Raw genomic sequence first — 14,320 nt, forward strand, 5'->3', positions numbered from 1 at the left:
ATCTTCGGGAGCATAGTTAACTATGTGACCGGAGTGAGCGAAGGCCGCAACGCAGTCGTAGCCTGAACAGCGAAGATTATTAGACAGTTTTTAAAGGTTCCTTAGCGGACGCAGATGACACGACAGTCCGCAACAAGTGAACCCCGGCACGCATACAGCGTATGCGTGGTTAGTATCCACGGCGAAATACTCGTCATAGTTCACGTTGCATGTGCGTTGGCTGCACTTGCTCACCCCGGTCACTTACTGGATGTAAGCTCCCAGGGATTCGCAAGCTTGCCGCCTTCCTGAAACGTGACCTATTTAGAGTATTAAATAAGCAGAAAAGATGCTTAAGGGATCACGATGCAGAACAGCGCTTTGAAAGCCTGGTTGGACTCTTCTTACCTCTCTGGTTCGAATCAGAGCTGGATAGAACAGCTCTATGAAGACTTCTTAACCGATCCTGACTCGGTAGACGCTAACTGGCGTTTGACGTTCCAGCAGTTACCTGGTACCGGAGTCAAACCGGATCAACTCCATTCAAAAACACGTGAATATTTCCGGCGGCAGGCGTTGGCTGGCTCACGTCACTCTTCTACGATTTCCGACCCTGACACCAATGTGAAGCAGGTTAAAGTCCTGCAGCTTATCAACGCTTATCGTTTCCGTGGCCATCAGCATGCAAACCTCGATCCGCTGGGACTGTGGAAACAAGAACGCGTGGCGGATCTGGACCCTTCTTTCCATGATTTGACCGAGGCCGATTTCCAGGAAACCTTCAATGTCGGCTCCTTTGCCAGCGGCAAAGAGACGATGAAGCTGGGCGAGCTGCTCGACGCGCTCAAACAGACCTACTGCGGCCCGATTGGCGCTGAGTATATGCACATCACCAGCACCGAAGAGAAACGCTGGATCCAACAGCGCATCGAATCCGGTCGTGCGGCCTTTAGCGCTGACGAGAAAAAACGCTTCCTGAACGAACTGACCGCCGCTGAAGGGCTGGAACGTTATCTGGGTGCCAAATTCCCCGGTGCGAAACGTTTCTCGCTCGAGGGGGGAGATGCGCTGATACCCATGCTGAAAGAGATGGTTCGCCATGCGGGTAACAGCGGCACTCGCGAAGTGGTGCTGGGGATGGCGCACCGTGGTCGCCTGAACGTGCTGATCAACGTACTGGGTAAAAAACCGCAGGATCTGTTCGACGAATTTGCCGGTAAGCATAAAGAACATCTGGGTACTGGCGACGTGAAGTATCACATGGGCTTCTCGTCAGATATCGAAACCGAAGGCGGTCTGGTTCACCTGGCGCTGGCGTTTAACCCATCGCATCTGGAAATTGTGAGCCCGGTGGTGATGGGCTCCGTGCGCGCCCGTCTGGACAGACTGGACGAACCGAGCAGCAACAAAGTGTTGCCGATCACTATTCACGGCGACGCCGCGGTGACCGGCCAGGGCGTGGTTCAGGAAACTCTGAACATGTCGAAAGCGCGCGGTTACGAAGTGGGCGGTACGGTACGTATCGTTATCAACAACCAGGTGGGCTTCACCACCTCTAACCCACTGGATGCGCGTTCAACGCCTTACTGCACCGATATCGGTAAAATGGTCCAGGCGCCGATTTTCCACGTCAATGCGGACGATCCGGAAGCCGTCGCTTTTGTGACCCGTCTGGCGCTGGACTTCCGTAATACCTTTAAACGCGATGTGTTCATCGATCTGGTGTGCTACCGCCGTCACGGCCACAACGAAGCCGACGAGCCAAGCGCAACCCAGCCGCTGATGTACCAGAAAATCAAAAAGCATCCGACGCCGCGTAAAATCTACGCCGACAAACTGGAAGCTGATAAGGTCGCAACGCTGGAAGATGCCACCGAAATGGTCAACCTCTATCGCGATGCGCTGGATGCAGGCGAATGCGTGGTGAAAGAGTGGCGTCCGATGAATATGCACTCGTTCACCTGGTCGCCGTATCTAAACCACGAATGGGATGAAGCATACCCGAACAAGGTAGAAATGAAGCGTCTGCAGGAGCTGGCAAAACGTATCAGCACCGTGCCGGAAGCCATTGAAATGCAGTCTCGCGTGGCGAAAATTTATGGCGACCGTCAGGCAATGGCGGCAGGCGAGAAATTGTTTGACTGGGGCGGCGCGGAAAATCTGGCTTACGCCACGCTGGTCGATGAAGGCATTCCGGTGCGCCTGTCCGGGGAAGACTCCGGTCGCGGCACCTTCTTCCATCGTCATGCGGTGATCCACAACCAGACGAACGGCTCAACGTATACGCCGTTGCAGCATATTCACAGCGGTCAGGGACAGTTTAAAGTCTGGGACTCCGTGCTGTCTGAAGAAGCGGTGCTGGCTTTTGAATACGGTTATGCCACGGCGGAACCACGTACCCTGACTATCTGGGAAGCGCAGTTTGGCGATTTTGCCAACGGCGCGCAGGTAGTGATTGACCAGTTCATCTCCTCCGGCGAGCAGAAATGGGGCCGGATGTGCGGTCTGGTGATGCTGTTGCCGCACGGCTATGAAGGGCAGGGGCCGGAGCACTCTTCCGCGCGTCTGGAACGTTATCTGCAACTTTGCGCCGAGCAGAATATGCAGGTTTGCGTGCCGTCCACCCCGGCGCAGGTCTACCATATGCTGCGCCGTCAGGCGCTGCGCGGGATGCGTCGTCCGCTGGTGGTGATGTCGCCGAAATCGCTGCTGCGTCACCCGCTGGCGGTTTCCACGCTTGATGAACTGGCGAACGGTTCCTTCCAGCCGGCCATTGGCGAAATTGACGAGCTGGACCCTAAAGCCGTAAAACGCGTGGTAATGTGTTCTGGTAAGGTTTATTACGACCTGCTGGAACAACGTCGCAAAAACGACCAGAAAGATGTCGCTATCGTGCGCATCGAACAGCTCTATCCGTTCCCGCATAAAGCGGTGCAGGAAGCGCTGCAACCATACGCTCACGTCCATGATTTTGTCTGGTGCCAGGAAGAGCCGCTCAACCAGGGCGCATGGTACTGCAGCCAGCATCATTTCCGTGAAGTGATTCCGTTTGGGGCCGCTCTGCGTTATGCAGGTCGCCCGGCCTCCGCCTCTCCGGCGGTAGGGTATATGTCCGTTCACCAGAAACAGCAACAAGATCTGGTTAATGACGCGCTGAACGTCGATTAAATAAAGGATAAATAATGAGTAGCGTAGATATTCTTGTTCCCGACCTGCCTGAGTCCGTAGCGGACGCGACCGTCGCCACCTGGCATAAAAAACCGGGCGATGCGGTTGTTCGTGACGAAGTGCTGGTAGAAATCGAAACTGACAAAGTGGTACTGGAAGTACCGGCATCAGCGGACGGCATTCTGGATGCGGTTCTGGAAGAGGAGGGGACGACTGTCACCTCTCGCCAGATCCTGGGTCGCCTGCGTGAAGGCAACAGCGCGGGTAAAGAGACCAGCGCGAAATCTGAAGAGAAAGCGTCTACGCCGGCACAGCGCCAGCAGGCGTCGCTGGAAGAACAAAACAACGATGCGCTCAGCCCGGCGATCCGTCGCCTGCTGGCTGAACACAATCTGGAAGCCAGCGCCATTAAAGGCACTGGTGTGGGTGGGCGTCTGACCCGTGAAGATGTGGAAAAACATCTGGCGAAAGGCGAGTCTAAAGCACCCGCTGTTGAACCTGCAGCACAACCCGCTCTGGGCGCGCGCGGCGAAAAACGCGTGCCAATGACCCGCCTGCGCAAGCGCGTGGCCGAGCGTCTGCTGGAAGCGAAAAATTCCACCGCCATGCTGACGACCTTCAATGAAGTCAACATGAAGCCGATTATGGATTTGCGTAAGCAGTATGGCGAAGTGTTTGAAAAACGTCATGGTATCCGCCTGGGCTTTATGTCCTTCTACGTGAAAGCGGTAGTGGAAGCTCTGAAGCGTTATCCGGAAGTGAACGCCTCTATCGACGGCGATGACGTGGTGTATCATAACTACTTTGATGTGAGCATGGCGGTGTCTACGCCGCGTGGCCTGGTCACGCCGGTCCTGCGTGACGTGGATACGCTGGGCATGGCTGACATCGAGAAAAAAATTAAAGAACTGGCTGTCAAAGGCCGCGACGGCAAGCTGACCGTAGAAGACCTGACCGGCGGTAACTTTACCATTACCAACGGCGGCGTATTCGGTTCGCTGATGTCTACCCCGATCATCAACCCGCCGCAGAGCGCGATTCTGGGAATGCATGCTATTAAAGACAGGCCGATGGCGGTGGATGGCAAGGTGGAAATCCTGCCGATGATGTACCTGGCGCTTTCTTACGATCATCGCCTGATCGATGGTCGTGAATCCGTGGGCTTCCTGGTCACCATCAAAGAGTTGCTGGAAGATCCGACCCGTCTGCTGTTGGACGTGTAGTCAGCAAGAGCATCACCTGCTACCTGTAGGCCGGATAAGGCGTTCACGCCGCCATCCGGCGATGGTGTAATGCCTGATGGCGCGCAGCTTTCAGGCCTACAGGTCTAAAGATAACGATTACCTGAAGGATGGACAGAACACATGAACTTACATGAATATCAGGCAAAACAACTTTTTGCCCGCTATGGCTTACCGGCGCCGGTGGGTTATGCCTGTACTACTCCGCGTGAAGCCGAAGAAGCCGCGTCTAAAATCGGTGCCGGCCCGTGGGTAGTGAAATGTCAGGTTCACGCTGGCGGCCGCGGCAAAGCGGGCGGTGTGAAGGTAGTAAAAAGCAAAGAAGAGATTCGCGCCTTTGCGGAAAACTGGCTGGGCAAACGTCTGGTGACCTATCAAACAGACGCTAATGGCCAACCGGTAAACCAGATTCTGGTTGAAGCGGCGACCGACATCGGCAAAGAACTGTACCTCGGCGCGGTGGTTGACCGTAGTTCTCGTCGCGTGGTCTTTATGGCGTCTACCGAAGGCGGCGTAGAGATCGAAAAAGTCGCGGAGGAAACCCCGCATCTGATCCATAAAGTCGCGCTCGATCCGCTGACCGGCCCGATGCCGTATCAGGGACGGGAGCTAGCGTTCAAATTGGGTCTGGAAGGTAAACTGGTGCAGCAGTTCACCAAAATCTTTATGGGCCTGGCAACCATTTTCCTTGAGCGCGACCTGGCGCTAATCGAAATTAATCCGCTGGTGATCACTAAGCAGGGCGATCTGATTTGCCTCGACGGCAAGCTGGGCGCTGACGGCAACGCGCTGTTCCGCCAGCCGGATCTGCGTGAAATGCGTGACCAGTCTCAGGAAGACCCGCGTGAAGCGCAGGCGGCGCAGTGGGAACTGAACTACGTCGCGCTGGACGGCAACATTGGTTGCATGGTGAACGGCGCGGGCCTGGCGATGGGCACCATGGACATCGTTAAGCTGCATGGCGGCGAACCGGCTAACTTCCTTGACGTAGGCGGCGGCGCAACCAAAGAGCGCGTCACCGAAGCGTTTAAAATTATCCTCTCGGATGACAACGTGAAAGCGGTTCTGGTTAACATCTTCGGCGGTATCGTCCGTTGTGACCTGATTGCCGACGGTATCATCGGCGCGGTGGAAGAAGTGGGCGTGAACGTTCCGGTGGTGGTGCGTCTGGAAGGCAACAACGCCGAACTCGGCGCGAAGAAACTGGCTGACAGTGGCCTGAATATTATTGCAGCGAAAAGTCTGACGGATGCAGCTCAGCAGGTTGTTGCCGCAGTGGAGGGGAAATAATGTCCGTTTTAATTAATAAAGATACCAAGGTTATCTGCCAGGGCTTCACCGGTAGCCAGGGGACTTTCCACTCCGAACAGGCGATTGCTTACGGTACGCAAATGGTCGGCGGCGTAACGCCGGGCAAAGGCGGCACCACGCATTTGGGTCTGCCGGTGTTCAACACCGTGCGCGAAGCGGTAGAAGCTACCGGTGCGACCGCATCCGTTATCTACGTGCCGGCGCCGTTCTGCAAAGACTCCATTCTGGAAGCGATCGACGCAGGCATCAAACTGATTATCACCATCACCGAAGGTATTCCGACGCTGGATATGCTGACCGTGAAAGTGAAGCTGGACGAAGCGGGCGTACGCATGATCGGCCCGAACTGCCCAGGTGTGATCACCCCGGGCGAATGCAAAATCGGCATCATGCCGGGTCACATTCATAAGCCGGGTAAAGTGGGTATCGTTTCCCGTTCCGGCACGCTGACCTATGAAGCGGTTAAGCAGACCACCGACTACGGTTTCGGCCAGTCCACCTGCGTGGGTATCGGCGGCGACCCGATTCCGGGCTCTAACTTCATCGACATTCTGAAATTGTTCCAGGAAGATCCGCAGACTGAAGCGATCGTGATGATCGGCGAGATCGGCGGTAGCGCAGAAGAAGAAGCGGCGGCTTATATTAAAGACCACGTGACCAAGCCGGTTGTTGGCTATATCGCGGGTGTTACCGCGCCGAAAGGCAAGCGTATGGGCCACGCTGGCGCCATCATTGCCGGTGGTAAAGGCACTGCGGATGAAAAATTCGCCGCGCTGGAAGCCGCGGGCGTGAAAACCGTTCGCAGCCTGGCCGATATCGGCGAAGCGCTGAAAGCAATTATAAAATAAAACTCGCTGTTCCTGCGGGAACAGATAAATGTCCGTTTTCGACATGGTTGGCCACCTTTACGGTGGCCTTTTTTATGGCTTTATTGTTTGTGGCAAAGTACGGGTGAAGCATCCGGGATATAAAATTATTGGCTTTGTAAATATTGAGCTATAGGAAAATGATGCCTCAGTAAAAAACATGGTGGAGTCTAAAAATAATTGATAATAACCGTCTGGCAGCGGCAGTAAATTTACTCTGTTTGCCGGTTAACTCTTTTTCAGCAAATACAGATGCTGTCTTAGTGAAAGACCTGCCGACCTCACTGGAGAAGGATTATGCGCTTTCCGCCATGAAAAAAACGCATTGCAGCATTACACTATGTTGACGCTAACCTCTATAGTAAATTGATGCTTGACTCTGTGGCCGCGCATGTTTGCCTGAGCGCGAACTACACGTCTCCTCAGATGTATCGCGCTTACACAGACTGCTTGTTTAATGGCAGAATAAAACAGCTATTTTAATCATAAGAGTACCAGCATTACTTCCCTGAAGTATTAAAGATATCGTTTAATAAATTATATGAACTTTTGCTGATTAAAAGAGGTTAACTTTAAAAATTATTAAGAACTTATTGACACTATTCGTTCGTGATTAATCATGTTTAAAGGGTATTTATGGCTGCAAATAAACAGAATTATCACTATGAGTGACGTAGAATTTGAGGGTGAATCTGTGAAGGTGATAACAGAATCTTCGCTATAATAATTATAGAGAGGTAAATACGGTGTTATTGAAATAAAGAAAAAGTAGCGAATAAAATGTTTGTTTCTGGCTATCTGGAAAGCTTATTAGCGATAATTAAGGCGATAACCTGGCAAGATGATCCTGGCCGTTAGTCGTCGGGAAAGGGAAGTTGGGGCAGGGTAATCCCGGTGGGATGATGGCGCGTGTGCAATGAGATAGTTTCTTTGCGGTGTTAATTATAAGTAAAATAAAAATAGACTAAATGTATAAAATAATAAGTGTTGATAATCTGCAGAAAAAATCTGTGAGCTATTTAGCAATAATTGAACATCAATGTGGAATGTTTTTTACTGGATGCGGGGCAGTAAAAAACGCACAAAATGTTTAGCCTTATCGAATAAGCCTCTTTTTACAGGGGGTTTGAAATTACTCTTTGCAAAAACAAAAAGTTAACAAAAAATTCACCATGCATTCAATGAATAAACATTATTAACATTAACTTCAAAAATTGATTTTAATCAATATTTAAATGTTGGAAAAGAGCATCAAAACTGGTTAAATTGTCCGTGATCAAATTCCCTGAAAAGCGATAGATTAGCCATAAATTGATCGCTGTCGAAAAAAGCAAATCTGACCCACTAAAAACCTGTTTATTGTAAGGGTTTTACGGCGTAATATATTTGCGGGATCAATTTGGGTTTTTTATTAACATGTTTGTAACTTTTCATCATTACTGTTTCCTTCCCGAGGGGATAGTACGATGAGAGGCCGCAAATAAATTTGTATTGGGGCATGCGTGTGACCCTTTCTAACGGGGTTCACTCTCGGAGTCTTCATGCGATGAGCAAGGAGTCATGATGTTAGATATAGTCGAACTGTCGCGCTTACAGTTTGCCTTGACCGCGATGTACCACTTCCTGTTTGTGCCGCTAACGCTCGGTATGGCGTTCCTGCTGGCCATTATGGAAACGGTATACGTCCTTTCCGGCAAACAGATTTATAAAGATATGACCAAGTTCTGGGGCAAGTTGTTTGGTATCAACTTTGCTCTGGGTGTGGCTACCGGTTTGACCATGGAGTTCCAGTTCGGGACAAACTGGTCGTACTACTCCCACTATGTTGGGGACATCTTCGGTGCGCCGCTGGCCATCGAAGGTTTGATGGCCTTCTTCCTCGAATCCACCTTTGTAGGTCTGTTCTTCTTCGGCTGGGATCGTCTGAGTAAAGTTCAGCATATGTGCGTCACCTGGCTGGTGGCTCTGGGGTCCAACCTCTCCGCGTTGTGGATTCTGGTAGCGAACGGCTGGATGCAAAACCCAATCGCTGCGGATTTCAATTTCGAAACCATGCGTATGGAAATGGTGAGCTTCTCTGAACTGGTGCTGAACCCGGTAGCACAGGTGAAATTTGTTCACACTGTGGCGTCCGGCTATGTCACCGGCGCGATGTTCATCCTCGGTATCAGCGCTTACTACATGCTGAAAGGTCGTGACTTCGCCTTTGCTAAACGCTCCTTTGCTATTGCCGCCAGCTTCGGTATGGCTGCCGTACTGTCCGTTATCGTACTCGGTGACGAATCCGGTTACGAAATGGGCGACGTGCAGAAAACCAAGCTCGCTGCGATTGAAGCAGAATGGGAAACGCAACCTGCTCCGGCCTCCTTTACCCTGTTCGGCATTCCTGACCAGGACAAACAGGAAAACCATCTGGCGATTCAGATCCCTTATGCGCTCGGCATTATCGCTACGCGTTCCGTGGACACGCCGGTTATTGGTCTGAAAGATCTCATGGTTCAGCATGAAGAGCGTATCCGTAACGGGATGAAAGCCTATGAACTGCTCGAGCAGCTGCGCGCCGGTTCTACCGACCAGGCCGTTCGCGACCAGTTTAACAGCATGAAGAAAGATCTCGGTTACGGCCTGCTGCTGAAACGCTATACGCCTAATGTGACTGACGCGACCGAAGCGCAGATCCAGCAAGCGACGAAAGATTCCATTCCTCGCGTTGCGCCGCTGTACTTCGCTTTCCGTATCATGGTGGCGTGCGGCTTCCTGCTGCTGGCGATCATCGCACTTTCCTTCTGGAGCGTGATTCGTAACCGCATCGGTGAGAAAAAATGGCTGTTGCGCGCGGCGCTGTACGGTATTCCACTGCCGTGGATTGCGGTTGAAGCAGGTTGGTTCGTCGCCGAGTATGGTCGTCAGCCGTGGGCGATCGGCGAAGTGTTGCCGACAGCCGTGGCGAACTCATCGCTGACCGTGGGCGATCTGCTGTTCTCCATGTTCCTGATTTGCGGCCTGTATACCCTGTTCCTGGTGGCAGAATTGTTCCTGATGTTCAAATTTGCACGCCTTGGCCCAAGCAGCCTGAAAACCGGTCGCTATCACTTTGAGCAGTCCACCGTGACTTCTCAGCCGGCACGCTAAGACAGGAGTCGTCAAATGATCGATTATGAAGTACTACGTTTTATCTGGTGGCTGCTGGTTGGCATTTTGCTAATTGGTTTCGCTGTCACCGATGGGTTCGACATGGGGGTGGGGATGCTCACCCGTTTCCTCGGTCGTAACGACACCGAACGTCGAATTATGATTAACTCTATCGCTCCACACTGGGACGGTAACCAGGTGTGGTTGATCACCGCGGGCGGTGCGTTGTTTGCTGCCTGGCCGATGGTTTACGCTGCGGCGTTCTCCGGTTTCTATGTGGCGATGATCCTGGTGCTGGCGTCGTTGTTCTTCCGTCCGGTCGGTTTTGATTACCGTTCCAAGATTGAAGACCCGCGCTGGCGCAACATGTGGGACTGGGGCGTGTTCATCGGTAGCTTTGTGCCGCCGCTGGTGATTGGCGTGGCCTTTGGCAATCTGTTGCAGGGCGTACCGTTCCATGTAGATGAGTATCTGCGTCTGTACTACACCGGTAACTTCTTCCAGTTGCTGAACCCGTTTGGTCTGCTGGCGGGTATCGTAAGCGTAGGGATGATCATCACGCAGGGGGCGACTTACCTGCAAATGCGCACCGTTGGCGAACTGCACCTGCGCGCGCGCGCCACCTCGCAGATTGCGGCGTTGGTGACATTAGTGTGCTTTGCGCTGGCGGGCGTTTGGGTAATGTATGGTATTGATGGTTATGTCGTGACATCCGCGATTGATCATCATGCCGCCTCTAACCCGCTGACTAAAGAAGTGGCGCGTGAAGCTGGCGCCTGGCTGGTGAACTTTAATAATGCTCCGATCCTATGGTTGGTTCCGGCTCTGGGCGTGGTTCTGCCGCTGCTGACTATCCTGACTTCCCGTATGGAGAAAGGCGCGTGGGCATTCCTGTTCTCTTCGCTGACCCTGGCCTGCATTATTCTGACGGCGGGTATCGCTATGTTCCCATTTGTGATGCCGTCCAGCACGATGATGAATGCCAGCCTGACCATGTGGGATGCGACATCCAGCCAGATGACGCTGAACCTGATGACCTGGGTTGCGGCGGTGTTCGTACCGATCATTCTGATCTACACCAGCTGGTGTTACTGGAAAATGTTCGGTCGTATCACTAAAGAACATATTGAAAGCAACACCCACTCTCTGTACTAAGTAAGGAGCTTAAAATGTGGTATTTCGCATGGATTCTGGGAACGCTTCTTGCCTGTGCATTCGGGATCATTACCGCCCTGGCGCTTGAGCACGTTGAAGCGGGTAAAACCGGTCAAGAAGAAAGCTAATGACCCATATTATCGCAAAACTGTATGCGGTAATGGACAAGCGCCCGTTAAGGGCGCTTTCCTTCGTGATGGCGATAGTGCTGGCAGGATGTATGTTCTGGGACCCGTCACGGTTTGCCGCCAGGACCAGCACGCTTGAAATCTGGCACGGATTATTGCTGATGTGGGCGGTTTGCGCAGGCATAATCCACGGCGTGGGTTTTCGCCCTGAATCCGTACACTGGCAAGGGATTTTCTGTCCGCTCCTTGCGGATATCGTCCTTATCGTCGGCCTGATTTTCTTCTTCTTGTGAATAAGAAACCTCCTTAAAAATATAGGGGCTTGCATAAGCCCATATATTTTTACTCTCCCTTAACTTCCCCCCATTCCCAAGCCTCATTCCCACGCGTATAGTAGCAACGTTTAAAAGCTCTACTTTTGTTGCATTACCGGGATGTAAAGTGAATACAAGGCGATATACAACGGCATTCTTGAGGCATTACGGCGGCAAGCGGATGACGCCAACAAAGAGGCTGCAGGGATGAATAAGTATATGTTTCGATGGCCAATTCGAGTTTATTACGAAGACACGGACGCCGGCGGTGTGGTTTATCACGCCAGCTATGTCGCTTTTTATGAAAGAGCGCGCACGGAGATGCTGCGTCACCATCACTTCAGCCAACAGGTGCTGCTGGCGGAGCGGGTCGCCTTTGTGGTGCGCAAGATGACGCTGGAATACTATGCGCCTGCGCGGCTCGACGATATGCTTGAAGTTCAAACAGAAATTACGTCAATGCGTGGCACCGCTTTGGTTTTCACGCAACGCATTGTCAACGCAGAGAACACGCTGCTAAATGAAGCAGAGGTTCTGATTGTTTGCGTTGATCCACTCAAAATGAAGCCTCGTGCGCTTCCTAAGTCTATTGTCGCGGAGTTTAAGCAGTGACTGACATGAATATCCTTGATTTGTTCCTGAAGGCAAGCCTTCTGGTTAAACTTATCATGTTGATTTTGATTGGTTTTTCAATAGCATCCTGGGCCATCATTATCCAGCGAACGCGTATCCTGAACGCCGCTGCGCGTGAGGCGGAAGCGTTTGAAGATAAATTCTGGTCCGGAATCGAACTATCGCGTCTGTACCAGGAAAGCCAGGGGAGACGCGATAGTCTGTCGGGCTCGGAACAAATCTTTTATAGCGGGTTTAAAGAGTTTGTCCGGCTCCATCGCGCCAACAGCCATGCGCCGGAGGCAGTGGTAGAGGGGGCGTCGCGTGCGATGCGCATCTCCATGAACCGAGAGCTGGAAACGCTGGAAACGCATATCCCGTTTCTTGGCACGGTAGGCTCTATCAGTCCTTATATCGGTCTGTTTGGCACCGTATGGGGGATTATGCATGCGTTTATCGCCCTGGGCGCGGTGAAACAGGCGACTCTGCAAATGGTTGCGCCGGGTATTGCCGAAGCATTGATTGCCACGGCGATTGGTCTGTTTGCCGCCATCCCTGCGGTTATGGCTTACAACCGACTGAATCAGCGCGTGAACAAGCTGGAACTGAATTACGACAACTTTATGGAAGAGTTCACCGCGATTCTGCACCGCCAGGCGTTTACCGTAAGCGAAAGCAACAAGGGGTAAGCCATGGCCAGAACGCGTGGACGAGGTCGTCGCGAACTTAAGTCCGAAATCAATATCGTACCGCTACTCGACGTACTGTTGGTGCTGCTGCTGATCTTTATGGCAACCGCGCCGATCATTACCCAGAGCGTGGAAGTCGACTTGCCGGAGGCGAATCAGTCGCAGGCGGTCAGTAGTAACGACGATCCACCGGTCATTATTGAGGTTTCCGGAGTAGGGCAATACAGCGTAGTGGTTGATAAAGATCGAATGGATCAACTGCCGTCTGAACAGGTGATCGCAGAAGTAAAGCGTCATCTGCAGGCTAATCCGAAAACAGTCTTTTTAATCGGCGGCGCGAAAGAGGTGCCGTACGATGAAATAATTAAAGCGCTGAACTTGTTACACAGCGCGGGCGTAAAATCGGTTGGCTTAATGACGCAGCCAATCTGAAGTCTGCGTCCCGTTGGCTTGAAAGACGGCGAGTAACAGGCGAACAGTTTTTTGGGAACCGAGAGTGTCAAAGGCAACCGAACAAAACGACAAGCTCAAACGGGCGATAATTATTTCAGCCGTGCTGCATATCATCTTATTTGCAGTGCTGATCTGGAGTTCGTTTGATGAGCATATAGAGGCTTCTGCCGGCGGCGGCGGCGGTTCCGCTATCGACGCGGTGATGGTCGATCCTGGCGCCGTTGTGCAGCAGTACAACCGTCAGCAGGATCAACAGGCCAGCGCCAGACGCGCGGAAGAAGAGCGTAAAAAGCTGCAACAGCAGCAAGCAGAGGAGCTGCAGCAGAAGCAGGCTGCCGAACAGGAGCGGTTGAAACAACTTGAGAAAGAACGTTTAGCGGCTCAGGAGCAGCAAAAGCAGGCTGAAGAAGCGGCAAAACTGGCGCAACAGCAGCAGCAACAGGCCGAAGAAGCGGCGAAAGCGGCGGCGGACGCGAAGAAGAAAGCGGAGGCCGAGGCGGCGAAAGCGGCGGCGGACGCGAAGAAGAAAGCGGAAGCCGAAGCGGCGAAAGCGGCGGCGGACGCGAAGAAGAAAGCGGAAGCCGAAGCGGCGAAAGCAGCGGCGGACGCGAAGAAGAAAGCGGAAGCCGAAGCGGCGAAAGCAGCGGCGGAGGCGAAGAAGAAAGCGGAAGCCGAAGCGGCGAAAGCAGCGGCGGACGCTAAGAAGAAAGCGGATGCCGAGGCGGCGAAAGCGGCGGCGGAGGCGAAGAAGAAAGCGGATGCCGCGGCGGCGAAAGCAGCGGCGGACGCTAAGAAGAAAGCGGCTGCCGAAAAAGCGGCCGCCGCAGAAGGCGTCGACGATCTGCTTGGCGATCTCAGCTCGGGTAAGAATGCGCCGAAAACCGGCGGCGGCGCGAAAGGGAATGGCCAGCCATCGAAAGATAGCGGTACATCGGGCGCTAACGGTGGGGCGACAGGCGCTGATATCAGCGCCTACGCGAAACAGATTCAGGTCGCGATTCAGAGCCGTCTGTATGATGCGAGCCTGTATCAGGGCAAACAATGTGTCTTGCATATTAGCCTGGCGCCGGATGGCTCATTAAAAAGCATTACGTCTGAGGGCGGCGATCCGGCGCTTTGTCAGGCGGCGTTAATGGCGGCAAAAACCGCGAAAATTCCTAAACCGCCAAGCCAGGCTGTTTATGAGAAAATAAAGGATGCCAAACTAGACTTTAAACTGTAGATACTTTTCTTTATGGAAGTTGGAGCGGTTGAGTTGTTACTGGTCCTGGT

At 52.8% G+C, this 14,320-nt stretch carries 12 protein-coding genes; all 12 read left to right on the forward strand.

Annotated features, from left to right (window positions below):
• The first annotated feature begins 345 nt into the window (after window positions 1-345).
• The 12 genes from sucA to tolA all read left to right on the forward strand — a co-directional run bounded on the left by sucA (window position 346) and on the right by tolA (window position 14,270).
• A complete protein-coding gene (gene sucA, locus EOS97_RS17365; RefSeq protein WP_001181500.1) occupies window positions 346-3,147 on the forward strand; it encodes a 2-oxoglutarate dehydrogenase E1 component in 2,802 nt (933 codons plus the stop codon).
• A 14-nt stretch (window positions 3,148-3,161) separates the two neighbouring features.
• A complete protein-coding gene (gene odhB, locus EOS97_RS17370) occupies window positions 3,162-4,370 on the forward strand; it encodes a 2-oxoglutarate dehydrogenase complex dihydrolipoyllysine-residue succinyltransferase (protein ID WP_000099858.1) in 1,209 nt (402 codons plus the stop codon).
• Between the two features lie 141 nt (window positions 4,371-4,511).
• Window positions 4,512-5,678: an ADP-forming succinate--CoA ligase subunit beta gene (sucC, locus tag EOS97_RS17375; RefSeq protein WP_001048590.1), complete on the forward strand. Its 1,167-nt coding sequence runs from the start codon at window positions 4,512-4,514 to the stop codon at window positions 5,676-5,678.
• Window positions 5,678-6,547: a succinate--CoA ligase subunit alpha gene (gene sucD, locus EOS97_RS17380; protein ID WP_000114631.1), complete on the forward strand. Its 870-nt coding sequence runs from the start codon at window positions 5,678-5,680 to the stop codon at window positions 6,545-6,547. The genes sucC and sucD overlap by 1 nt, the downstream gene beginning before the upstream one ends.
• A gap of 1,581 nt (window positions 6,548-8,128) precedes the next feature.
• Window positions 8,129-9,697, forward strand: a complete 1,569-nt coding sequence (gene cydA, locus EOS97_RS17385; protein WP_000884369.1) for a cytochrome ubiquinol oxidase subunit I — start codon at window positions 8,129-8,131, stop codon at window positions 9,695-9,697.
• 15 nt (window positions 9,698-9,712) lie between these two features.
• Window positions 9,713-10,852, forward strand: coding sequence for a cytochrome d ubiquinol oxidase subunit II (cydB, locus tag EOS97_RS17390; protein ID WP_000568258.1), 1,140 nt, complete (start codon window positions 9,713-9,715; stop codon window positions 10,850-10,852).
• 14 nt (window positions 10,853-10,866) lie between these two features.
• A complete protein-coding gene (gene cydX / locus EOS97_RS17395) occupies window positions 10,867-10,980 on the forward strand; it encodes a cytochrome bd-I oxidase subunit CydX (protein ID WP_000270278.1) in 114 nt (37 codons plus the stop codon).
• Window positions 10,980-11,273, forward strand: a complete 294-nt coding sequence (gene ybgE / locus EOS97_RS17400) for a cyd operon protein YbgE (protein ID WP_000148790.1) — start codon at window positions 10,980-10,982, stop codon at window positions 11,271-11,273. The genes cydX and ybgE overlap by 1 nt, the downstream gene beginning before the upstream one ends.
• A gap of 228 nt (window positions 11,274-11,501) precedes the next feature.
• A complete protein-coding gene (gene ybgC / locus EOS97_RS17405; RefSeq protein ID WP_001046240.1) occupies window positions 11,502-11,906 on the forward strand; it encodes a tol-pal system-associated acyl-CoA thioesterase in 405 nt (134 codons plus the stop codon).
• A complete protein-coding gene (gene tolQ / locus EOS97_RS17410) occupies window positions 11,903-12,595 on the forward strand; it encodes a Tol-Pal system protein TolQ (RefSeq protein WP_000131318.1) in 693 nt (230 codons plus the stop codon). The genes ybgC and tolQ overlap by 4 nt, the downstream gene beginning before the upstream one ends.
• Window positions 12,596-12,598: 3 nt before the next feature.
• Window positions 12,599-13,027 carry a colicin uptake protein TolR gene (gene tolR / locus EOS97_RS17415; protein ID WP_000124676.1) on the forward strand — a complete coding sequence of 143 codons (429 nt, stop codon included), beginning with the start codon at window positions 12,599-12,601 and terminating at the stop codon, window positions 13,025-13,027.
• A 64-nt stretch (window positions 13,028-13,091) separates the two neighbouring features.
• On the forward strand, window positions 13,092-14,270 hold the full coding sequence (gene tolA / locus EOS97_RS17420; protein ID WP_023204971.1) for a cell envelope integrity protein TolA: 1,179 nt from the start codon (window positions 13,092-13,094) through the stop codon (window positions 14,268-14,270).
• Window positions 14,271-14,320 lie beyond the last annotated feature (50 nt).

The organism is Salmonella sp. SSDFZ54, from assembly GCF_004010735.1.
GTDB lineage: Bacteria > Pseudomonadota > Gammaproteobacteria > Enterobacterales > Enterobacteriaceae > Salmonella > Salmonella enterica.